General features: G+C 68.7%; 15 protein-coding genes. 5 read left to right on the top strand and 10 right to left on the bottom strand.

Features of this window, described 5'->3' with window-relative positions:
• The first annotated feature begins 351 nt into the window (after positions 1-351).
• From ACV7NO_RS15770 to ACV7NO_RS15760, 3 genes are all read left to right on the top strand, one after another.
• Positions 352-2,568 carry an alpha-galactosidase gene (locus tag ACV7NO_RS15770; protein ID WP_463406907.1) on the top strand — a complete coding sequence of 739 codons (2,217 nt, stop codon included), beginning with the start codon at positions 352-354 and terminating at the stop codon, positions 2,566-2,568.
• 308 nt (positions 2,569-2,876) lie between these two features.
• Positions 2,877-5,720 carry a TonB-dependent receptor gene (locus ACV7NO_RS15765; protein WP_463406906.1) on the top strand — a complete coding sequence of 948 codons (2,844 nt, stop codon included), beginning with the start codon at positions 2,877-2,879 and terminating at the stop codon, positions 5,718-5,720.
• A 114-nt stretch (positions 5,721-5,834) separates the two neighbouring features.
• Positions 5,835-6,845 carry an aldose epimerase family protein gene (locus ACV7NO_RS15760; protein ID WP_463406905.1) on the top strand — a complete coding sequence of 337 codons (1,011 nt, stop codon included), beginning with the start codon at positions 5,835-5,837 and terminating at the stop codon, positions 6,843-6,845.
• Between the two features lie 46 nt (positions 6,846-6,891).
• On the opposite strand, the gene ACV7NO_RS15755 is transcribed toward ACV7NO_RS15760, so the two are convergent.
• The 5 genes from ACV7NO_RS15755 to ACV7NO_RS15735 form a co-directional block, all read right to left on the bottom strand.
• Positions 6,892-7,566 carry an SDR family NAD(P)-dependent oxidoreductase gene (locus tag ACV7NO_RS15755; protein WP_463406904.1) on the bottom strand — a complete coding sequence of 225 codons (675 nt, stop codon included), beginning with the start codon at positions 7,564-7,566 and terminating at the stop codon, positions 6,892-6,894.
• Positions 7,567-7,592: 26 nt separating this feature from the next.
• Positions 7,593-8,738, bottom strand: coding sequence for a galactonate dehydratase (gene dgoD, locus ACV7NO_RS15750; protein WP_463406903.1), 1,146 nt, complete (start codon positions 8,736-8,738; stop codon positions 7,593-7,595).
• A complete protein-coding gene (gene araH, locus ACV7NO_RS15745) occupies positions 8,731-9,714 on the bottom strand; it encodes an L-arabinose ABC transporter permease AraH (RefSeq protein WP_463406902.1) in 984 nt (327 codons plus the stop codon). Before araH ends, dgoD begins: the two co-directional genes overlap by 8 nt.
• 142 nt (positions 9,715-9,856) lie before the next feature.
• The gene (locus tag ACV7NO_RS15740; protein WP_463406901.1) at positions 9,857-11,368 is read right to left on the bottom strand and encodes a sugar ABC transporter ATP-binding protein; all 1,512 of its coding nucleotides are present in this window, start codon (positions 11,366-11,368) and stop codon (positions 9,857-9,859) included.
• Positions 11,365-12,363, bottom strand: a complete 999-nt coding sequence (locus ACV7NO_RS15735) for a substrate-binding domain-containing protein (RefSeq protein WP_463406900.1) — start codon at positions 12,361-12,363, stop codon at positions 11,365-11,367. Before ACV7NO_RS15735 ends, ACV7NO_RS15740 begins: the two co-directional genes overlap by 4 nt.
• Before the next feature lie 213 nt (positions 12,364-12,576).
• Between ACV7NO_RS15735 and ACV7NO_RS15730 the strand changes: the two genes are divergently transcribed.
• A complete protein-coding gene (locus tag ACV7NO_RS15730; RefSeq protein WP_463406899.1) occupies positions 12,577-13,299 on the top strand; it encodes a FadR/GntR family transcriptional regulator in 723 nt (240 codons plus the stop codon).
• A 182-nt stretch (positions 13,300-13,481) separates the two neighbouring features.
• Here ACV7NO_RS15730 and ACV7NO_RS15725 read toward each other — a convergent pair whose 3' ends face one another.
• Positions 13,482-15,740 (bottom strand): penicillin acylase family protein, encoded by a 2,259-nt coding sequence (locus tag ACV7NO_RS15725; protein WP_463406898.1) that lies wholly within the window; start codon positions 15,738-15,740, stop codon positions 13,482-13,484.
• A gap of 89 nt (positions 15,741-15,829) precedes the next feature.
• Here ACV7NO_RS15725 and ACV7NO_RS15720 point away from each other — a divergent pair, with 89 nt between their 5' ends.
• Positions 15,830-17,191 (top strand): M24 family metallopeptidase, encoded by a 1,362-nt coding sequence (locus tag ACV7NO_RS15720; protein ID WP_463406897.1) that lies wholly within the window; start codon positions 15,830-15,832, stop codon positions 17,189-17,191.
• 303 nt (positions 17,192-17,494) lie between these two features.
• Here ACV7NO_RS15720 and ACV7NO_RS15715 read toward each other — a convergent pair whose 3' ends face one another.
• The 4 genes from ACV7NO_RS15715 to ACV7NO_RS15700 all read right to left on the bottom strand — a co-directional run bounded on the left by ACV7NO_RS15715 (position 17,495) and on the right by ACV7NO_RS15700 (position 22,350).
• The gene (locus ACV7NO_RS15715) at positions 17,495-17,698 is read right to left on the bottom strand and encodes a DUF5818 domain-containing protein (protein ID WP_463406896.1); all 204 of its coding nucleotides are present in this window, start codon (positions 17,696-17,698) and stop codon (positions 17,495-17,497) included.
• Positions 17,699-17,777: 79 nt separating this feature from the next.
• Positions 17,778-19,445 carry an NAD-dependent malic enzyme gene (locus ACV7NO_RS15710; protein ID WP_463406895.1) on the bottom strand — a complete coding sequence of 556 codons (1,668 nt, stop codon included), beginning with the start codon at positions 19,443-19,445 and terminating at the stop codon, positions 17,778-17,780.
• A gap of 16 nt (positions 19,446-19,461) precedes the next feature.
• Positions 19,462-20,946: an alginate export family protein gene (locus ACV7NO_RS15705; protein ID WP_463406894.1), complete on the bottom strand. Its 1,485-nt coding sequence runs from the start codon at positions 20,944-20,946 to the stop codon at positions 19,462-19,464.
• Positions 20,947-21,006: 60 nt separating this feature from the next.
• Positions 21,007-22,350 carry a dicarboxylate/amino acid:cation symporter gene (locus ACV7NO_RS15700; protein ID WP_463406893.1) on the bottom strand — a complete coding sequence of 448 codons (1,344 nt, stop codon included), beginning with the start codon at positions 22,348-22,350 and terminating at the stop codon, positions 21,007-21,009.

The raw sequence follows: 22,350 nt of genomic DNA, 5'->3' as shown, positions 1-22,350 counted from the left end.
TCGGTCGCCGTCATGGTTTGCGAGACGCGCGCGATCACGCAGCGTGTCGACGGCGTTGGACGACGGGACGGTCGACGGAATGGGATCCGCGTGCGGCAGGTCTTCGCCACCGCCGGCAGTCATGCCCGCAGCCGTCGCGTCCGACCTCGCTTCGGATCGGTCACGACAATCGCGCGCTCTACTCCCGCGCACGGTCGCCATAATGGATGCCCGACCGCAATGCGCGCCTGATTAAATATGACATTATTTGCCTCGCCCCCTTCCGTGGCCCCGGCGATGGAGCTAGAAATACCGCGTGCGCCATACGGATCCTCTCGACCGGGCGGATTGCAACGACAAGGTGAGGGTGGAATGAGGAAGCTGCTGCGAACGGTGTTGCTGGCGACCGGCGTGATCGGGGCGGGGGCTCCCGGCGCGGCGCTGGCGCAGGCGAGCTACGATGCCGGCAACAAGATGTTCCGCCTCGATGGCGGGGAGGTGACCTATGCGTTCAAGGTCAACGCCACCGGCATCCTCCAGTCGGTCTACTGGGGCAAGCGCCTGCCCGACAAGGCGCCGCTCGCCGCGCCCGAGCTGTCTGGCCTGTCGGGGTTCGACGTCGCCGCCAATGTGGTGCCGCAGGAATATGCCGGGCAGGGCGGGGGTCTCTATGCCGAGCCGGCGCTGAAGGTCACCTATGCCGACGGCAACCGCGACCTCGTCCTCTATTATCGCAGCCACCAGATCGCGAAGGACGAGATCCGCGTCACGCTCAGCGATCTCGACCGTCCACTCTACGTCACGCTGATCTATCGCATCGATCCCGACACCGGCGTCGTCGCCCGCTCCGCGATGGTAGAGAACCGCGGCACGACCGACGTGCGCGTCGATCAGGCGGCGGCGGCGGGCTATACGTTGCCGGTCGCGTACGACTACCGGCTCCATTATTCGACCGGGCGATGGGCGGCGGAATGGACGTTGCAGAACCGCGCGCTGACCGCGGGCTCGACCGTGCTGGAAAGCCGGCGCGGCTCGACCGGCAGCCAGAACAATCCTTGGTTCACCATCACCCGCGGCGACACCACCGAGGAGAACGGCCCCGCCTGGATCGGCGCGCTGGCGTGGAGCGGGTCGTGGCGGATGACGTTCGACCAGGACGTCACCGGCCGCATCCGCGTCGTGGGGGGCTACAACCCGTTCGACTTCGCCTATCGCCTGCGCCCCGGCGCGACGATGGAGACCCCGATCTTCTACACCGGCTTCTCGAACGAGGGACGGGGCGGGGCCTCGCGCCTGTTCCACCGCTTCCAGCGCGAGCACATTCTCCCGAGGAGCGGGGGGAAGACGCTACCCCCCTTGCGCAAGGTTCTCTACAATAGCTGGGAGGCGACCGAATTCCATGTCGACGAGGCCGGGCAGCTGGCGCTCGCCGAGCGGGCCGCGAAGCTGGGCGTCGAGCGGTTCGTGATGGACGATGGCTGGTTCGGCGCGCGCAACAACGACAAGGCGGGTCTGGGCGACTGGACGGTCAACCCGACCAAGTTCCCCAATGGGCTGAAGCCGCTGATCGACCGGGTAAAGGGCCTCGGCATGGATTTCGGCCTGTGGGTCGAGCCCGAGATGATCAATGCCGACAGCGACCTCTACCGCGCGCATCCGGACTGGGTGATGCAGTTCAAGGAGCGGCCGCGGACTGAGGGGCGCAACCAGCTGGTCCTCAACCTCGCCCGCACCGATGTGCGCGACCATCTGCTCAAGGTGCTCGACGACCTCGTCACCCGGAACGACATCGCCTTCCTCAAATGGGACTACAACCGCAACTGGTCCGAGCCCGGCTGGCCCGATGCGGACGTCAACGACCAGCAGACGATTTACGTCGCCTATGTTCGCAACCTCTACTGGATCATCGACGAGCTGCGTAAACGCCACCCCGGGCTGGAGATCGAAAGCTGCTCGGGCGGTGGGGGGCGCGTCGATCTCGGCATCATGGCGCGCACCGATCAGGTCTGGCCGTCGGACAATACCGATCCGTTCGATCGCCTCCAGATCCAGGACGGCTACACCCAGGCCTATGCCCCCGCAGCGATGATGGCGTGGGTGACCGACAGTCCCAACTGGGTGAACCAGCGCCAGACGACGCTGTCGTTCCGCTTCCTGTCGGCGATGCAGGGTGGGCTGGGCATCGGCACCAACCTCAACAAATGGCAGGACAACGACATGGCGACCGCCCGCTATTATGTCGCTTCGTACAAGCGCATCCGCGAGACCGTGCAGCATGGCGACCTCCATCGCCTCAACCGCGCCGACGAGGCGGATGCGCGCTGGACCAACCTCTATGTCGCGGCCGATAAGTCTCAGGCGGCGCTGTTCACCCTGGTCGGCTCGACGCACAAGTTCGACGTGATGCCGACGATCACGCTGCGCGGACTCGATCCCAAGGCGCAGTACCGGATCGAGGCGATGGACGCGACCCCGCTGCCCGCCACCATCCCCCCCAAGGCGACCGGCGCCTATTGGATGAACCACGGCGTCGACCTGACGCTGCGCGGCGATTTCCAGGGTGTGGGGATGATCCTGACGCGGATGTAGGGACCTAATAAGTCTGACATAACGAGCCGCTCCCGCCCCGATGCTCTCATCCGTCGAGGGTTCGGGCTTTCTGCGCGCGCGCGCTGGATCCGCCGCGCGGATGGGTCCGGTCTATGTCGGATGGTGGTAACATCATGGAAAAAATGGTCTTTGTTCAGGGTTGGCCCAGGCAAGCACGCCTGGCGCGATGTGACACTCCCGCATCATTAATCCCGTCCCGGGGGCGCTACCCGAACGAATCTGCTGGACAGGAGGTTTAATATCATATTTGTTTTGGGTGTCGCCATGAGACTGGAGGGGGATTTCCTATGAGGCACGCACATCGCACCATCGCTCTGTTGTCCGGCACCGCCTTTGGTCTGCTGGCCGTGATCCCGGCCCAGGCGGCCGCCCAGGCCGGGCCGCCTGCGAACCCCACCGACTCCCCCGCCACCCGGCCGAGCGGCGGACAGGTCGCCCCGGAGACGGGTCCAGATACGGGTCCAGATACGGGCCCAGAGATGGGCGGGGCCAGCGACATCGTCGTCACGGGCATCCGCGCCAGCCTCCAGACCGCGCTGGACCTGAAGCGCGAGACGATCGGCGTGGTCGATGCGATTTCCGCCGAGGATATCGGCAACTTCCCCGATGCGAATATCGCGGAATCGCTCCAGCGCATTCCCGGCGTGTCGGTCGACCGCGTCAACGGCGAGGGCCGCGGCGTCACCGTCCGCGGGCTCGGGCCGGAGTTCAACACCGTCCTCCTCAACAACCGCCTGCTGTCGACCGAGGGAGGCGGGCGCTCCTTCTCGTTCGACATCCTGTCGTCCGAGCTCATCAGCGGGGCGGAGGTCTACAAGTCGTCCGAGGCACGGTTGCAGGAGGGCGGCATCGGCTCGACCGTGGTCCTGCGCACCGCACGCCCGACCGACCGCGCCGGCTTCCGCTTCGCCGGCAGCGCCTCGGGCCGCCACGACAACACCTCGGACGAGATCACGCCGGTCGTCTCCGGGGTCATCAGTGCGTCGAACCAGGACCGCACGTTCGGCGTGCTGGCCAGTTTCATCTACGACAAGCGCATCTCGCGCCTGTCCAACATCTCGACCGACGGCTGGATCACCAACCAGAACATCGACACGAACGGCGACGGGGTGCGCGACAGCCGCCTGGCCGGGGGGGAGGGCGTGTCGCTGCCCCGTACGCTCAACTTCACCTCCACCCTCAACAATCGCGAGCGGATCGGCGGGACGTTCGCCGTCGACTATGTCGCATCCGACACGCTCAAGTTCGAGCTGGACGCGCTCTACACCCAGCAGAAGACCGACAGCGTCACTAACCAGCTGGGCTATTATACCGACCCCGACCGCATCACCCGCGCGACCGTCAACGCTAACCGAACCGTAACCAGCTTCACCGTCCTGCCGGCGACCGCGACCAGCGGCCTGGCGTCCGACAATATCCTGGCGACCAGCCCGCAGGATGCCCGCACCTACCAGATCGGCCTGAACGCCGAGTGGAAGCCGGCCGACGCGCTGACCGTGGTGTTCGACGCTGCGCATTCGAACACGCGCAACACTTCGGACCAGCTGTTCTACGTCGTCGGCACCCGCCAGATCGGCGTCACGCCGACCTTCAACCTCGACGGCCCCGGCGGCCTTCCGACGCTCACCAACACGCTGGCGACCAACGACCGCTCGGCACCGCGCCTGCATTGCTGCTCGGAGCGGGGCGGCCGCAACAGCGATACCATCAACCAGGGCACGATCGACGTGACCTGGGATTTCGGCAGCATCCTCGACAAGTTGCAGGGCGGCGTACTGTTCACCAACCGCAAGAAGACGACGGTCGTACGCGAATCGCCGGAGCCGCTCGGCTGCTTCTATTGCGGATACCAGGCGGTCGCGCCGGGATCGCTGTTCACCGATTTCAACGCCAACGTGCTGGGCCGCGACCTGACCTGGCTGACCTACAACCGCGACGCGCTGGTCCAGTATTACGGATCCAGTGCCGCGGTGAACCAGGTGGGTGGAACGTCGCAGGCGGGGATCGATGCGCGCAATCGCTTCCTCGCCGTCTATCAGGGCAACAACAACAGCCTCGATCCGATCGACCGCGAGCGCGGCTCGGGCGCTGTGCGCGAGAATACCTATGCCGCCTATGTCCAGGCCCTGTTCAAGGGCGATTTCGGCGGCAGCGGCAAGTGGAGCGCGATGGCCGGCGCCCGGCTGGTCCATACCAACGTCTATGCGACCGGTTACTCGGTGACCTTGCTCAACATCATCCAGAACCCCGCCGATCCCACCGCGGCGGTTCCGGTGTACAGTCCCACCGTGCCGGTCGATGCGACCAACACATACACCTATATCCTGCCGACGCTGAACTTCCGCCTCGACGTGACCGAGCAGCTGGCCCTACGCCTCGCCGGCTCGCGGACGCTGACCCGGCCGACGCTCGGGCGTCTCGGCCTCAGCCAGGATTTCGTGTTCCGCCCGCCCAACTCGAACACCGTCAGTGGCGGCAACCCGTTCCTGAAGCCGTTCCTCGCCTGGAACGCAGATGCGTCGGTCGACTACTACTTCACCCGGACGAGCTATGCGAGCGTGTCGGGCTTCTACAAGAAACTCCAGAACTTCATCATCTCCGGCCAGCAGCCGGAGCAGTATTTCGGGCTGAACTTCATCGCCAACCGTCCGTACAATGCCCAGAACGGCGACGTGTACGGCGTGGAGGGCGCGATCCAGTCGACCTTCGATTTCCTGCCCGCGCCTTTCGACCATCTGGGCGTGACGGCGAACTACACGCTGGTCAAAAGCTCGATCCGGTTCGACCCCTCGCTCAGCAACCAGACCTTCAATGTCGAGGGGCTCTCCGATACCGCCAACCTGGTGCTGTTCTACGAGGACGATCGCTTCCAGCTGCGCGGCGCGTACAACTGGCGCGCCCCGTTCCTGCGCCAGACGTTCGGGCCGCAGAGTCAGCCCGAGAACATCTTCGGCTATGACCAGATCGACCTCAGCGGTTCGATCAAGATGAACGACAGCCTGTCGGTGTTCGGCGAGGTGCTGAACCTCACCAACGCACGCTTCCGCAGCTATTCGCGCTTCGAGGAACGGCTCATCACCGTGTCCGACCAGGGCCGCCGCATCTCGCTCGGCGTACGGGCGACGTTCTGACCGTTTCGGGGAGGGGGGCGGATGCGGTGGGCGACCCCCCCGCATCCGTCATCTTTTCGACGGTATCCCGCCCCCCGGCGTGCGCCGGGCGGTATGGCGTGTAAGGTGATCGCGATGCCCGGCCCCCGCTCGTTTACTCTGACCTCGCCGAGCGGCGTCACCGTCCGCGTCACCGACTTCGGCGCCCGCCTGACCCGCATCGATGCCCCCGATCGCGACGGTCGCGCCGCCCGCGTCCTGCTCGGCTTCGACGATGTGGCGGACTATCTGGCGGAGGCAGGGCAGGAGGGTGGTGCGTATCTCGGGGCGACGTGCGGCCGGGTCGCCAACCGCATCGCGGGGGCCGCCCTCGTCCTTGACGGCACCCGCCATGCGCTCGCCGCCAACGAAGGCGCCAACCAGCGCCATGGCGGCCCGACTGGGTTCGACCGGGCGACGTGGCAGGTCGTCGACGTCGCGGACGCCCGGCTGGTCCTGCGTCACCACAGCCCCGACGGCGACCAGGGCTATCCCGGCGCCCTGGCCGTCACCGCCACTTTCACCCTGTCCGATACCGGCGAGTTGGCGATCGTCTACGCGGCGACGACGACCCGGCCGACCGCCGTCAACCTCGTCTCGCACGGCTATTTCAACCTGTCGGGCGACGCCGGGGCACCGATCGCCGACCACCACCTCCGTATCGCGGCGGACGCGTATCTTCCCGTCGACGCCGCCCAACTCCCCCTCGGCGAGCAGCGGGCGGTGGCGGGCACCCCGTTCGACTTCACCCGCGCGCGCGATATCGGCGAGGCGCTGGCGACCGACGACGAGCAGCTCCGCCTCGGCCGCGGCTACAACCATAATTTCTGCCTGGGGGGCACCGGCCTGCGCGAGGTCGCGTGGCTCATCCATCCGCCCAGCGGCCGCACCCTGACCGTCACCACCGACCGCCCCGGCCTGCAATTCTACAGCGGTGGGTGGCTGGCGGGCTGCTTCCCCCGCGAAGCCGGCCTCTGCCTCGAGGCGCAGGATTGGCCCGACGCCTGCAACCGCGCCGACTTCCCGTCCACCCGGCTCGATCCCGGCGACATCTACCGGGCGGAAACCCGGCTGCGGTTCGGAACGCTCCAGCCTCCGGCCTCTTGACCTGGCCGGCGACCAGAAGGCCACCGGTCACGATCCTGACGCGTCGTCACAGCTTTCCCATCCGCCCGCCGTCCGCGACCACGTCCTCGCCGGTGATGAAGCGGGCCCGGTCCGACGCCAGGAACAACGCCAGCGCCGCGACCTCGTCCGGGGTGCCGATATCGCCGGGATCGATCACCTCCACGCCCGACCGGATGTTGGGGCTGTCGCGCAGCATCGCGGTGTCGATCGCACCGGGCAGGATCGCATTGCAGCGGATGCCGAGCGCGCGGCCTTCGATCGCGGTCGATCGGGTCAGGCTGACCAGCGCGGCTTTGGACGCGGCATAGGACGACACCAGGGCCGACGTGCGCCGCGCATGGACCGAGGCGACGTTCACGATCGCCCCGCCCGGCGCCATGTGGCGCAACGCATGGCCCGTGAACAGCGCTGGCGCGATCAGGTTGACCGCCAGCAGTCGCTGCCAGTCGTCCGCGTCCTGCTCGGCGATAGGCCGGTAGAGCATCGTCCCGGCGACGTTGACCAGGATGTCGAGCCGCCCGAACCGGTCGATCGTCCGGGCGACCGCATGGTCGACGGTGGCAGGGTCGCCGACATCGCCGACGATCACCTCCGCCCCCGCGACATCCGCCGCCAGCCGGTCGACCAGCGCGAGCGCGGCGCCCTCCGCCGCCAGCGCGCGCGCGACTGCCCCGCCAATTCCGCCCGCGGCCCCCGTCACCAAAGCTACCCGGCCCGCCAGTTCCCCTACCATTCGCGTAGAGATCCGTCGGGGCCGCGCCATACCGGGTTGCGCCAGCGATGGGGCTGGCGCGACGCCTCTCGGACCCGTGCCTCGTCGATCGTTAAGCCCAGCCCGGGCTTTTCCAGCACCGCGATCGATCCGCGTTCCACGGTCAGCACTTCGGGATCGGTCAGATAGGTGAGCAGGTCGGCATCGGCCTGGTTGTAGTGGATGCCGAGCGAGATTTCCTGGATCACGAAATTGGGGGTCGCGGCCGCCAGTTGCAGGCAGGCGGCCAGTGCCAGCGGCCCCAGCGGACAATGCGGCGCGATCGCCACGTCATACGCCTCCGCCATCGCCGCAATCCGCCGGCACTCGGAGATTCCACCGGCATGGCTCAGGTCGGGCTGCGCGATATCGATCGCCGCGGAGGCCAGGAACGGCTTGAAGTCCCACCGGCTGTACAGCCGTTCGCCCAGCGCCAGCGGGATGCTGGTCTGCCCGGCGATCTGCGCCATCGCCTCGGGATGTTCGCCCAGCACGACTTCCTCGAAGAACAGCGGCCCCAGCGGTTCCATCGCCTGCACCAGCCGGCGCGCCATCGGCTTGTGGACGCGGCCGTGGAAATCGATGCCGACATCCATGCCGGTCTCGCGCACCTGCGCCAGCCGCTCGACCGCCTCGTCGACTGCGGCAGGGCCGGCCAGCCAGCCCAGGTCCTCGACCCCGTTCATCTTCACCGCATCGAAGCCCTGCTCGCGGCGGGCCAGCGCGGCTGCGGCGACGTCGGCCGGGCGATCTCCCCCGATCCACGCATAGACGCGGATCCGGTCGCGCACCCGTCCGCCCAGCAGGTCCGACACCGGCACCCCCAGCATCCGGCCGCGCAGGTCCCACAGCGCCTGGTCGACGCCCGAGATCGCCGACATCAGAACGGGGCCGCCGCGATAGAAGCCCAGCCGGTACAGCGTCTGCCACGCATCCTCGATCCGGGCCGGGTCGGCGCCGACCAGCCGGTCGCGCACGCTCTCGATCGCGCCGGCCACCGCCTCGGCATGTCCCTCCAGACTGGCCTCGCCCCAGCCGACCGCGCCGTCGTCGGTCTCGATCCGGACGAACAGCCAGCGCGGCGGCACGATGAAGCTTTCGATCTTGGCGATTTTAGACATGGCTGGTCCGGTTCCGGTCGGCAAAGAGGCCGGGAAGGGTGAACGTCAGGCTGCCGGTCTGGCGCAGGCGATCGGCGATCACCGCCAGCAGCAGGATCCCGCCCCGGACGACATATTGATAGAAAGTGGGCACGTTCAGCAGGTTCAGCGCGTTCTGCGCCGCTCCCATGATGAACACGCCGACGATCACCCCGGCGATGGTGGCGACCCCGCCCGCCAGCGACACGCCGCCCAGCACGCAGGCGGAGATCACCGCCAGTTCCAGCCCGACGCTGGTATTGGGCTGGCCGCTGGTGATCCGCGCCGCAAGGATGATCCCGGCCAGCCCCGCGACCAGCCCCTGCAGCGCGAACACCGTGATCCGCACCCGCGTGATCGGCACGCCGGCCAGCCGGGCGGCCTCCGGATTGCCTCCGATCGCCAGCACGTTGCGCCCGAACACGGTGCGGTTCAGGACGATGCCGAACACCGCGAAGCTGGCGATCATCGACCAGATCGGCCAGCCGATACCCAGAACCCCGCCCGATCCCAGCGCATAGAAGCGCTGGAGCGGGATCGCCACGCTTTCCCCGCCCGACGCCAGAAAGGCGAGGCCGCGGACCATTTCCATCGTGGCCAGCGTGACGATCAGCGAATTCACCTTGAAGCCCGCCACCAGCACGCCGTTCAGCGCGCCCACCGCGGTTCCGCCTGCCAGCCCGGCGAGCACGCCCGTGGCGACGCTGCCGGTCGCGTTCATCGTGACCGCCGCGAGCACCCCGGACAGCGCGACGATCGAGCCGACCGACAGATCGACCTCGCGCATCGCCAGCACCATCATCATCGTCGCGGCGATCGTGCCTACCAGGGTGACCGACAGCAGCAGCCCCTGCAGGTTGCGGACCCCGAGAAAGTCCGGGACGGCGAACGAAAGGACCGCGAGCAGCACCGCCAGCGCGATCAGCGGCCCGGTGCGCTTGAGGATCGGGGCGATCATGCCGTCTCCTCGAATGCGCCGTCATCGCTGCCCGGGCGCGAATGCGGGGCCGTCGACGCCGCGGCGATCGCCACAACTCCGGCGAGTCTCGATCTTCGCCCACGCAGGGCCGACGGTGGACCCTGGATAGGGGAATGGCATCTCATGCGGCGGTCCGGTCCTGCGATGGAGAGGAAGGAAGGGCGAGGCGCAGCAGCCCGTCGGGTGTCGCCTGCTCGCGCGGCACCTCGCCCGCCACCATGCCCTCGCGCATCACGACGACGCGGTCGGCGACGCCCAGCACCTCCGCCATGTCGCTCGACGCAAACAGCACCGAGCCCCCCGCCTCCGCAAAGCCATAGATCAGGTCGTAGATTTCGCTGCGTGCGCCGACATCGATCCCACGCGTCGGTTCGTCGAGCAGCAGCACGCGCGCGCCCGCCATCAGCCAGCGCGCGATCACCGCCTTCTGCTGGTTGCCGCCGGAAAGCGTGCCGATCGGCGTCTCGGTGCTGGCGGTCCTGATCCGCATCCGGTCGATGAGCGTGCGCGCGTCCTGCGCCTCCGCGCGCGGCCGAAGCAGGGGCGTCGTGCCCCGCCGGTTGCGCCAGGCCAGCGCGACGTTCTCGCGCACCGGTGACAGCGGCACGATCGCCTGATCCTTGCGATCCTCCGGGCACAGTCCCAGCCCCGCCGCGATCGCTGCGCGAGGGTCGCCCGGGCGCAGGACCTTGCCGTACACCGTCACGCGGCCCGCATCCGGACGCTCGGCCCCGAACACCAGCCGGAACAACTCCGAACGGCCCGCGCCGACCAGCCCGAACAGTCCGACGATCTCGCCTTGCCGTACGTCCAGATCGACCGGTCGCCGCACTCCCGGCCCGGACAGCCCCTCGATCCGCACTGCCGGCTCGCCGGTCGGCCGTGCGCGATAGCCATAGATGTCGGCGATCGTCCGCCCCGCCATCGCAGACACCAGCCGGTCGGAATCCGTCGCGCTCACCGGTGCGATATCGACGACGTGGCGCCCGTCGCGCAGTACCGTCGCACTGTCGGCGCGGGCATAGACCTCCTCCATCCGGTGGCTGACATAGAGGATTGCCCGCCCCTGAGCCTTCAGGTCGCCGATGATCGCCATCAGCCGCCCGGTTTCGCGGGTCGACAGCGAACTGGTCGGCTCGTCGAAGGCGATGATGCGGGCGTCGCGCATCAGCGCGCGCCCGATCTCGACCATCTGGCGTTGCCCGATCGACAGGTCGCCCAGTCGCGCGTTCGCCGCGATCGGCTCGCCCAGCCGGTCGAGGATCGCGGTCGCGCGTTCGTGCAGCGACCGGCGATCCACGAAGCCGTTCTTCGCCGGGAGCACGCCCAGCATGAGGTTCTCCGCGACGCTCAGGTCGGGAAACAGCTGCAATTCCTGATGGATGATCGCGATGCCCGCATCCTGGCTGTCGCGCGGGGTCGCGAAGCGGCGCGGCACCCCGTCCACCAGCAGCGTACCGGTGTCGGGCGGATGATGCCCCGCCAGGATCTTGAGCAACGTCGACTTGCCCGCACCGTTCTCGCCGATCAGCGCCCGCACCTCGCCGCCCGCGACGGCGAAGCCGACCCTGTCCAGCGCGATGACGCCGGGAAAGACCTTGCCGATGTCGTGGAACGCGATGAGCGGCGTCATGCCGCCGCCTCCGCGGCCAGCAGCGTGCGAAAATTGGCCCTGGTCATCAGCGTGCCGCTGGTCAGCGTCTCCGCCGGCGGGCGCACGGCGCGCGTGATCCAGCGATACATCGCGACCGCCGTGTCATAGCCATGCGCCCGCGGGCTGAGCAGCACGGTCGCGACGAAGCCGGTCGGGCGTTGCTTGGCGAGCTCCGCGATCGCCGCCTGCGATCCGCCGATGCCGATGCCGACGATCGCGTCCGCCGCCATCGACAGCCCCTCCGCCGCGCGGATCCCGCCGACGACCGTCTCGTCGTTCAGCCCCAGTATGATCCAGCGATCGATGCCGGCATTGCGGGTGAGAACGGGCGCCGCGGCGGTGAAGGCCCCCTCGGTATCCGAGGTGCGCTGCGCGGCGTCGAACACGCGGGCGAAGCCCTTGTCCCGAAGCGCCGCGACCGCACCCGCCGTCCGCTCGCGACCCGTCTCCAGGCTGTCGAACGCCAGCCGCAGTACGCCGGTATCCGCCGGCGTCCAGCCGCGCCGCGCCGCCTCCGCCGCGGCCGCCTCGCCCGCCAGCCGACCGATCGCGACCGCGGAGATGCCCACATACGGGACGCTGGTGATCGGCCGGTCGCCCGCGCGGGTCAGGCGATCGTCGACCGCCATCGCCTTCATTCCCGTCCGCTCGGCGAAGCCGGCGATGGCCGGACCCAGCCGGGGATCGGGTGCGCAGATGATGAAGCCCGCCGCATAGCGCGCATACAGCGTGCCCAGCGCCGACAGCACGCGGTCGCCATCCTCCGCCCCGATCGCGATCAGCGAAAATCCCAGGTCCCGGGCCGCCGCGCGCGCGAAACGCCATTCGTCTTGGAACCACTGCGCCTCGGGCATCTTCACCACGAAACCGATCCGCACGTCCCGGGGAGGGCGCGCGCACCCCGACAGCAGCGCCGCACCACCGGCGCCACTCGTCACTCCCTTTCCCAGCAAGGTCCTGCGCGTGATCGTCATGTGCCGGTCCGGTCCTCCCCTGGCGGACGGTCATGGCCCGTGTCGCTTCGCTTTATATCATACATAATAAGAGAGCAGGTCAATACCGCATGGTGCGAACGCGTGCCGTGCCGAAACCATCGGGGAGAGACGGTGGCGCCGGGCGTTCACGTCCGATAGGCTGGGGGAATGGAAGCGACGAAGGAGACTCGGCAGCGGACCGAGGGGATGGGCATGATCGCCACCCCCGACGAGGGACTGAATCTCACCGCCAGCATCGTCAACGACCTGGGCCTGTCGATCGTCACCCAGGCCTATCGGCCCGACGAGCCCTTCCCGACCGAGGCGGCGCTGTGCGAGCGTTATGGCGTCAGCCGGCCGGTTTTGCGCGAAGCCGTGAAGATGTTGACCGCCAAGGGCCTGTTGCTCGGCCGCAAGCGCGCCGGCACGGGCGTCCAGCCCGAAGACAATTGGAACCTGCTCGATCCGGATGTGCTGCGATGGATGCTCCAGCGCGAATTCTCGATCGATCTGCTGATCGATTTCACCGAGATCCGCATGTCGATCGAACCGCGTGCCGCGACGCTGGCGGCGCATTCGGCGAGCGGGCCTCAGCGGCGCGCGATCATCGACGCGGTCGCGCGCATGGCCGCGGCCGATCGGGGCAAGGAGGATGCACTGGAGGCCGACATCGCGTTCCACATCGCGGTGCTGGAAGCGAGCAACAACCGCTTCATGCGCCAGTTCACCGGGCTGGTCGACACGACGCTGCGCTTCTCGATCCGCCGCACCAACGAATACAAGGGCGTCCCCCGCGCCAGCGCGCGCGACCACAAGCGCGTCGCCGATGCGATCATCGAGGGCCAGCCGGCACTGGCGGGCGAACGGATGAGCGAACTGATCCGCGGCGCGCTGGAACTGCTGCTGACCGCAGGGAAGCACCCGATGCGGCCGTGACCGTCGCGATGCCGTCGAGCGACCGACGGCAGACGACAGACCGCTTTGCCTCCATCACCATAGGGGCGTGTCGGCGTGGATGGTCGCTTACGGCACGGTGCGAGGGCGGGGCGATGCCGACCGCGTCGTCGAAGGGAAGACCTGTCCGGTCAGCCGCATCGGCCTGCAAATCTCGATAGGCCTCATGGCTCTCCGCACACACGTCCTCGCGCGGCCACCCGCGCCGGTTCGGCCGGTCGCGCCTCGCCCGGCCGGTACGGCGTGAAGCCGCGCAGGCCCTCCGCATCCAGCACGATCGCACGCAGATCGCCGGTGGTGTAGCGGAGCGCCTGATCGTCGAAATGCGGCGAGGCCGGGTCGCCGCTCTCGCCGCCTGCCGATACCGCCCAGGCGCGCGGGCCGGTCGCCGCGAACTCGACCACCGCGACGAAGCTGTTGCCGCTGGTGCCATAGAAACAGCGCCGTCCCGGCTGCCGTTCGACCCCGAACGCCGCCAGCGAACCGAAATTGCCCGAGGTGAAGCCGACCGGCAGGCTGGGCGCCCCGTCGTCGAAGCGCGAGGCGATCGCGCCGTCCAGCCGCTGGAAGCGGTTGATCCGCCCCCATGCGATCCGCCACGTGCCGTGATCGCGCCGCATCTGTTCGACCGCGGTCGCCAGCGCCTCGACCCGCGCGGCATCGGTGGTGCGCGTCGCCATGTAGGTGAACAACGGCACGTTCGCGGCATGGGCGCGGGGCCCCTCGCGCGCCCACAGCGCCTCGCCCCAATACACCGCGAGCGAGGTCGCCTCGGATCCGGTGGCCCAGCGCCGGTCCCATGACTTGAGCAGGGCCAGCGGTTCCGCCAGCACGCGGCTGCGCGGATCGCTCGCGGGCAGGGCGGCATGACCGCGGACCAGCCCGCCGATCTGTTCGTCGAACAGCGGCAGGAAGCCGTCGAACGCAGCGCGGGTCAGTGTCTGCGGCGTGAAGCGCGCCGCGTTGTCGAACAGCATCAGCGCATGGCGCCCGCGCGGGTTCTCCCCGAACTGGTCCATGTAGCGCGGGAAATCGGCGGCCCGCAGCGTGCCCGGCCCGGCCGCCGCCCAGGGCGCGTTGTTGGTGTTCATCACCCAGCCGCTCGGCGGATTCACCACCTGCGGCAACTGGTCCAGTCGGTGCAGTCCGTGCCAGTCGGTCGCCGGATCGCTGCCGTCCACCGGCCGGGTATAATCGAACCGCACGTCGCGGACCGGCACGAACTGCGGATGCAGATAGGCGATCGTCCCGTCGGCTGCGGCCAGGATCGTATTGTTCGACGAGTTCGCCTTGCGCTCGGCGACCGCGAGATAGTCCGCCAGCGTCGTCGCGCGGGTGCGCAGCCAGCTCTGCTCCAGCGCGGCCAGCGGATTGTTCAGCAGCGCCACCGCGATCCAGCGGTTGCCTTCGCGGCGGATCACGGGGCCATGATGCGTCGCCAGCGTGGTGAAGCGGCGCGGCGCCTGCGTTCCATCCGGCCGGCGAACCGACAGCGTCACCACCCGGCGTTTCATCGGCCGCCACGCGTTACCGTAGCGGTAGCGAAGACGGTTGCCTCGTTCTGCCACCTCGACCGCGAACTCGTCGATATTGTCGACCCCGCTCGACGTGTGCATCCAGCCGAGCCGACGGTTGAAACCTTGATAGACGAAGAACTGGCCCCAGGTCGCGGCGCCGTACACGTCGAGCCCCTGGTCGCTCGTTACCTGTTGCTCGGCGCGAAAGAAGAACGAGGTGTGCGGATTGATCCACAGCAGCGGATGGCCGCTCGCGCTGCGTCCGGGGCCGAAGGCGAAGCCGTTCGATCCCTTGGGCTCGACCAGCCGCCCTGCATCTGCCAGCGCGGGAGCAGCACCGGAGCCTGAGCCGGCCGCCCCGCCATAGAAGGCGGCGAGCGCCCCGGGATCGACTCCGCGCTCGATATCCCCCCCGATGCTGCCTTCGGAAAAGGCGAGCGCCATCCACGGCTCGAACCGCCCGATCGCTTGCGGGCGCACGGCGGGATGGGTGGCGAGATAATGGTTCAACCCCGCCGCCCATGCGTCCGTCAGCGTGCGCAGCCAGCGCGGGCTGCGCGCATAGTCGCGGCGCAGATCGGCCGGATCGACGAACAGCCGCTGCCGCAGGTCGGTCCACACCGCCGCCTCGCCATCGACCTCCGCCAGCCGGCCGAGCGCGACCAGATAATTGCGCTCGATCCGGGGGAAGTCGTCCTCCGCCTGCGCATAGATCATCCCGAATACGGCATCCGCATCGGTCCGGCCATGGATGTGCGCGATCCCGAACCGGTCGCGCGTGATCGTGACCGCAGCGGGGGAGGGGGAAGGCGTCACGCCCGCGCGATCCTGCGGCGCACCCGGCAGCGCGGCGCATGCGGGACCCGCCGCCAGGATCGCCACCGCCCATCCGATCATACCGCGCATTGCTCTTGCCCCTTCGGCCATCGCCAGATTACACCGCAATAAGTCATATATATTGCTGTCAGCAAGCCCTTGAAAGGTTCCACCGCACCATGACTGTCACGCTCCGGCCAATCCAGATACCCGATTTCGGCGCGGTGCCCGAGCCGCCGGCCCTGCCCGCCGAGCGCTATGCCGCCCGGTGTGACGCGGCGCTTGCCGCGGCGGGGACCGACTGGCTGGTGGTCTATGCCGATCGCGAGCATCTGGCGAACGTCATGTTCCTGTCGGGGTTCGAGCCACGGTTCGAGGAAGCGCTGCTGCTGCTCGGGCCCGGGGGACGCCGCGTGCTGGTGACCGGGAACGAGTGCGTTCCCTATGCCGTCATCTCGCCATTGCCCGGGCTGGAGGTCCGCCTGTCGCAGACGATGAGCCTGCCCGGTCAGGACCGCAGCCAGGCCCCGCGTCTCACCGAGGTGTTACGCGCGATCGGCATCGGCAAGCGCGACCGCGTCGGCATGATCGGGTGGAAATATCTCGAACCCGAGGAGTGGGACGGCGCGGGGGAGGCGCCCGGCTTCGTGCCCGCGCCGTATCTTGCCGCGGTCGAGCACGTCGCCGGCACGGTCGTCGATCGTACCCCCGTCCTGCTTCACCCCGGGCATGGCCAGCGATCGATCATCGACGCAGACCAGATCGCGATTTTCGAGGCGGCGGCCGCGCGCGGGTCGGAGATGGTGTGGAACATCCTCAGCCAGCTGCGCCCCGGCGACAGCGAGGCGGAGGGCGCGGCCCGGATGCTGTACCGGGGCGAGCCGTTCAACGTCCACGCGATGCTCGCATCCGGCAATGCCACGACCGGCCCGGTGATCGGGCTGGCGAGCGCAGGCTCTCGCCGGATCGAGAAGGGCGACGGCGTCTCGACCGCGGTCGGTCTATGGGGCGGGCTGACCGCGCGCGCCGGGCTGGTCGATGACGACGATGATGCGTTCGTCGCGGTGGCGGCCGATTACTTCAAGGCCTTGGTCCGCTGGTACGCGGTCGCCGACATCGGCGTGGCGGGTGGCGACCTGTTCGATGCGGTGACCGGCACGCTGGCGGAAGGCGGCCTGCGCTCGTTGCTCAACCCGGGCCATCTGACAGGGCACGAGGAATGGTCGACAAGCCCCGTCCGCGCGGGTTCTCCCGAGCGGTTGCGCTCGGGCATGCACATGCAGGTCGACGTGATCCCGACCCCGATCCGCGACGGTTGGGCGCTCAATTGCGAGGACAGCGTCGTCTTCGCCGACGCGGCGCTGCGGGCGGAGCTTGCCGAGCGTCATCCGGCGGTCTGGGCGCGGATGCAGGCGAGGCGCCGCTTCATGCGCGACACGCTGGGCGTCGCGGTGGCCGAGACGGTGCTGCCGCTGTCCTCGACCCCGATGTGCCTGGCGCCGTTGTGGCTGCGCAGCGACTGGCTGTTCTGTCGGGAATAGAGGCGTCCGCGTGCCGGCAGGCTCTGCTCGCGAACGCCGCCGGCCGACCGGCTCCAACGACCGTCTGGCGCTATCGGCAGGAGGCCGTCGATCTCATCCGTGAACCGGTTCTTGTCACCTGGCCTTATCGGTTGCAGGTCGACGGACCCGGTCGGACGCCATGTCGGGACGGATCCCGCCCGCCGCCGCTATCGCGACCGGGCATTCGATTGCGCTCGACCTCCATCCGGAACGAACGGGCGGGGAGGCGCAGATCGCGTCCCCCGAACGTCGATCCGGACCCACTTTCGACCGGCCCGGGGATCATGCCGATGACACGCCGTCGACGCTGACCAGCGCGGTATCGACCAGCGTGCCGACGATGCGGACGCGCTTGGCGACGTGATCGACCGGCACGCGGTGCAGCTCGAGCTGGTATCGTCCGCCCATGTCGCGGCGGAGCATGAACGCCGCGCCGTCGCGCAGCAGCGTCCCCGTCTCGTCGATACGCGTTCCAATCGTCGTCACGGTCGCAAGTCCTCCCTGGCCGGGCCATAACGCTTGCGGAAGGATCGGGGTGCAGCCGGTCTGAAAGAATACGCCGCGATCAGGCGGCCGCGGCCAGCGTCGCCACATCCGGGGCATAGCGCGGCGACCACATCATCGCCGCGACCCGCCGGGGCCAGTCGTCTGCATCGGGGCCCGGGGCGGAGCCGTCGGCGATCGCGGCGCGCGCCACGGCCGCGCCGACATGGACGGCGACCGCGCGCAGGTCTGTGATCGGCGGCAACAGCGCGGCCGATCGCGCGCCGATCTCGCCAAGCGCACGCGCCGCGGCCATCACCATGCCGTCGCTGATCCGCGTCGCCCCCGCCGCCAGCGCCCCCAGGCCGATGCCGGGGAAGACATAGACGTTGTTCACCTGTGCTGCGCGGACGCCGTCGATCGCGGGAAACGGGCTGCCGGTGCCGACGATCGCCCGCCCGTCGGTCCACGCCATCAGGTCCGCTGGCGCGGCTTCGGCGCGCGAGACGGGGTTGGAAAGCGGGAAGATCACCGGGCGCGGGGTGTTCGCGGCCATCGCGCGGATCACCGCTTCCCCGAACGCGCCGCCGCGCCCGGACGTGCCGACCAGTACCGTCGGATGGACGTTGCGGACCGTCTCGAGCAGGCTGATGCCGCCATGCACCGTCTCGAACCCGGCCAGCGACCAGCCCGCCAGGTCGGCGGGATCGCGCGCGAGCGCAGCCTGCGGCTCCGTCAACCCGTTCATCCCGCGCACCAGCAGCCCGTCGCAGTCGACCGCCCAGATCCGCGCGCGCGCCGCGGCCTCGTCCAGCCCGTCGTCGACCATGGCGCGGACCAGCATCTCGGCGATCCCGCATCCCGCGGCACCCGCGCCGAGCAGCACCATGCGCTGGTCGCGCAGCGCGCGCCCCGTCACCTCGACCGCGGACAATAATGTGCCGACCGCGGTCGCCGCGGTGCCCTGGATATCGTCGTTGAAGCTCAGCAGCCGGTCGCGATAGCGCGCCAGCAGACGATAGGCGTTATGTCCTGCGAAATCCTCCCACTGAAGCAGCGCGTCGGGCCAGCGCCGGGCGGCGGCCTCGACGAAGGTCTCGACGAACGCGTCATAGTCCTCGCCGCGCACGCGCGCGTGGCGCCAGCCGACATAGAGCGGGTCTTCCCGCCGTGCGACATTGTCGGTGCCGACGTCGAGCAGGATCGGCAGCACCTGCGACGGGTGGATCCCCGCGCACGCGGTATAGAGCGCGAGCTTGCCGATCGGGATGCCCATCCCGCCCGCACCCTGATCGCCCAGCCCCAGGATCCGCTCGCCATCGCTCACGACGATCACCTTGACGCCGTCATAGGCGGGATCGGCGAGGATGTCGGCGATGCGGTGGCGGTTCGGCCAGCTGAGGAAGAGCCCACGCGGCCGCCGCCAGATCTCGCTGAACCGCTCGCAGCCCTCGCCGACCGTGGGGGTGTAGACCAGCGGCAGCATCCGAGGCAGGTCGCTGGCGACCAGCGCGTGGAACAGCACCTCGTTGCTGTCCTGCAGGTCGCGCAGGAACGCATAGCGGTGGAAGTCGTCGGGCATCCCGTCGAGCGCCCGCCGACGGCGCGCGATCTGGCTGTCGAGCGTGCCGACATGCGGCGGCAGCAGCCCGTGCAGGCCCAGCGCATCGCGCTCCGCCTCGCTGAACGCGGTGCCCTTGTTGGTCAGCGGGTTGGCGAGCAGCCCGCGGGCGGTGGCATGACGGGACATAAAAGGTCCTTCGAGATCAGAAGCGGAAGCTGAGCCAGCCGGCGATGAAGTCCGAGCTCTTGAAGTTGGCATCGGTCAGCGCGGGGCCGGCGGAGAGATGCTCGTACCGCCCGGTGAACGACAGCCGCGGCGTGATCGACCAGATCGCCTGCAACCGCGCGACGTCGGCGATCTTGCGCGCGCGGAAATTCTGCGTGCCCGCGAAAGGCTGGCCGTTGGCGCGATAGACCGCGTCGGTCACGCTGTCGCGCCATGTCAGCTGGTATTCGGCGGTGACGCGCACCGGCTTGACCGGATTGAACGTCACGTTGGGCGCGAACGCGACCAGGTTCGACGGCGTCAGGAACAGCTGGTAGCTGTAATAGATGTTGTTGCCGAACGGTGCGTACGCGTTGCGCAGCTTGCCGTCGCCATATCCGCCGCCGCCGCTGGCGTAATCGAAATGGACGCCGACACGCGGCGCGGTCTTCGCCTTGCCGACGCGGTACGTCTGCGCGAGGAATACCTGCCAGGCGTCGATGTCCTGGTTGATATAGTGGCCGTACTGGTGGTTCGCGGTCCAGTCGATCGTCAGCGCCCCCGCCTCGCCCCACAGCCGTGCGCCCGCATAATAGCGCGTCGCCGGCCCGATCCGCCCGCCCCACGCACCCACCGAATTGCGACGGCGCCAGAAATAGGGATCGAAGTACAGCTTCGATCCGCCGAACCAGCCCGTCGGGACGACGACGCCCAGCGTCACGCCCGAAAAGCGGCGGGCGGGATCGCTGACGTCGTCTTCCGCGCCCAGGTCGCCATAGGCGGTCGGCTTCAGGTCGAACAGGTCGGCGCGCAGCGTCTTGCCGCGCGCCCAGGCGCGGATGCCGTTGAGCGTGTAGCGGATCGTGTTGTTGTCGCGCTGCGAGACGAGCAGGTTGGGGCCGTCGGTGAACTCCTGCCGGCCATAGCGCGCGCCCAGCGACACGCCCGCGACATCGACATCGCCCTCGACGAACGCCTGCTGGACGACGAAATCGTTGCGCAGCGTCGCGGCGGGCACGCCGAGCTCGACGCCCGAGATGCCGCCATGCGCGACTTCGCCATAGGCGCGCAGGTGCGGGCCGACATGCAGGTCCGCGCCCGCGACCAGCCTTGTGATGTCCTGCCGCTGCGCGCGCAGGTCGCGCAGATTGGGATTGGTCGTGTGGTTGATGCGGAACCGAGCCTCGCCCGACAGCGTCAGATAGACGTCGCCGTCGCGGTCGATCGGCAGGAACTTCAGCCGGTCGAGCAGGTCGTCGCGCTTCTTCGAATCGCGCATCCCGCGCCAGTCCTCGGCCCAGCGCGACAGGTTGTAGCCGCCGGTGGTTGCGCCGTCACCCGCCGCGCCCTGCGGATAGGACGTGACGATCGGGGACGCGGGATTGCGCGTCTGGCCGGCTTCGGAAGGGGGAGTTTGCGCGAGCGCAGGGGTGGCAAGCGCGGCGAGCGCCAGCGTGGTGGCGCGGAGCGGGATCGTCGACATCGCGTGTCTTTCCGATGAAAGGACAGGGCGGCGCGCCGACGTGCGGCGCGCCGGGCAGCGTCACTCGGCGGGAATGGCGCTTGCGTCCATCCGGTCGATACGGGGCATCTCGCCGCGCATCGCCGCATCGAACCGATCCTGGTCGAGCGCGCCTTCCCAGCGCGAGACGACCACGGTGGCGACCGCGTTGCCGATGAAGTTGGTGAGGCTGCGGCATTCCGACATGAACCGGTCGACGCCCAGGATCAGCGCCATGCCCGCGACGGGCACCGACGGAACGATCGACAGCGTCGCGGCCAGCGTGATGAACCCCGCGCCGGTAACCCCCGCCGCCCCCTTCGACGACAGCATCGCGACCGACAGGAGCAGGAGCTGCTGCCCGAGCGTCAGGTCGACGTTGCACGCCTGCGCGATGAACAACGCGGCCAGCGTCATGTAGATGTTGGTGCCGTCGAGGTTGAACGAATAGCCGGTCGGCACGACCAGCCCGACGATCGCCTTGGGACAGCCCGCGCGCTCCATCTTTTCGATGAGCGACGGCAGCGCGCTTTCCGACGAGGAGGTGCCGAGCACCAGCAGCAGCTCGCCCTTCAGATACGCGATCAGCTTGAAGATCGAGAAGCCGCACAGCCGCGCGACGACGCCCAGCACGACCGCGACGAACAGGAAGGCCGTCAGATAGAAGGTGCCGACCAGCATCGCGAGATTGGCGAGGCTGCCGACGCCGTACTTGCCGATCGTGAACGCCATCGCGCCGAACGCGCCGATCGGCGCCGCCTTCATCAGGATCGAGACGAGCTTGAAGAACGCGATCGAGATGTCCTCGAGCAGCGTCAGGACCTTGTCGCCGCGATCGCCGATCATCGCCAGCGCGATGCCGAACAGGATCGACACGAACAGCACCTGGAGGATGTTGCCCTCCGTCATCGAGGACAGGAAGGTGTCGGGGATGATCCCGGTCAGGAACCCCGTCAGCGTCGTGTCGTGCGCCTTGGCGGCATAGTCCGCGATCTTGCTGGTATCGAGCGTGGCGGGATCGATGTTGAGCCCCGCGCCCGGCCGCACCACGTTGGCGACGATCATCCCGATGATGAGCGCGAGCGTGGAGAAGAAGAAGAAATAGGCGAACGCCTTGCCCGCGACGCGACCGACCGACGCCAGATCGCGCATGCCCGCGATCCCGGTGACGATCGTCAGGAAGATCACCGGCGCGATAATCATCTTCACCAGCTTGATGAAGGCGTCGCCGACCGGCTTCATCGACTCGCCGACCGACGGATAGAAATGCCCGAGCAGCACGCCCGCCACGATCGCGACGAGGACCTGTGCATAGAGATGCGCGTACCAGGGGCGGCGCACGACGGGCCCTCCGGTTGCTGGAATGTGGGTGGCGGGTTGCAGCAT

The sequence above is a fragment of the Sphingomonas sp. Ell38C01 genome (assembly GCF_055231975.1).
Note: the sequence above shows the minus strand (reverse complement) of the source record. Positions and strands in the feature narration are given on the sequence as shown.

What these genes read in the sequence shown, in the direction of transcription:
- ACV7NO_RS15770 (WP_463406907.1), top strand. Translation starts at nt 352, where the DNA reads ATGAGGAAGCTGCTGCGAACGGTGTTGCTGGCGACCGGCGTGATCGGG.
- ACV7NO_RS15765 (WP_463406906.1), top strand. Translation starts at nt 2,877, where the DNA reads ATGAGGCACGCACATCGCACCATCGCTCTGTTGTCCGGCACCGCCTTT.
- ACV7NO_RS15760 (WP_463406905.1), top strand. Translation starts at nt 5,835, where the DNA reads ATGCCCGGCCCCCGCTCGTTTACTCTGACCTCGCCGAGCGGCGTCACC.
- dgoD (WP_463406903.1), bottom strand. Translation starts at nt 8,738, where the DNA reads ATGTCTAAAATCGCCAAGATCGAAAGCTTCATCGTGCCGCCGCGCTGG.
- araH (WP_463406902.1), bottom strand. Translation starts at nt 9,714, where the DNA reads ATGATCGCCCCGATCCTCAAGCGCACCGGGCCGCTGATCGCGCTGGCG.
- ACV7NO_RS15740 (WP_463406901.1), bottom strand. Translation starts at nt 11,368, where the DNA reads ATGACGCCGCTCATCGCGTTCCACGACATCGGCAAGGTCTTTCCCGGC.
- ACV7NO_RS15735 (WP_463406900.1), bottom strand. Translation starts at nt 12,363, where the DNA reads ATGACGATCACGCGCAGGACCTTGCTGGGAAAGGGAGTGACGAGTGGC.
- ACV7NO_RS15730 (WP_463406899.1), top strand. Translation starts at nt 12,577, where the DNA reads ATGATCGCCACCCCCGACGAGGGACTGAATCTCACCGCCAGCATCGTC.
- ACV7NO_RS15725 (WP_463406898.1), bottom strand. Translation starts at nt 15,740, where the DNA reads ATGCGCGGTATGATCGGATGGGCGGTGGCGATCCTGGCGGCGGGTCCC.
- ACV7NO_RS15720 (WP_463406897.1), top strand. Translation starts at nt 15,830, where the DNA reads ATGACTGTCACGCTCCGGCCAATCCAGATACCCGATTTCGGCGCGGTG.
- ACV7NO_RS15710 (WP_463406895.1), bottom strand. Translation starts at nt 19,445, where the DNA reads ATGTCCCGTCATGCCACCGCCCGCGGGCTGCTCGCCAACCCGCTGACC.
- ACV7NO_RS15705 (WP_463406894.1), bottom strand. Translation starts at nt 20,946, where the DNA reads ATGTCGACGATCCCGCTCCGCGCCACCACGCTGGCGCTCGCCGCGCTT.
- ACV7NO_RS15700 (WP_463406893.1), bottom strand. Translation starts at nt 22,350, where the DNA reads ATGCTGCAACCCGCCACCCACATTCCAGCAACCGGAGGGCCCGTCGTG.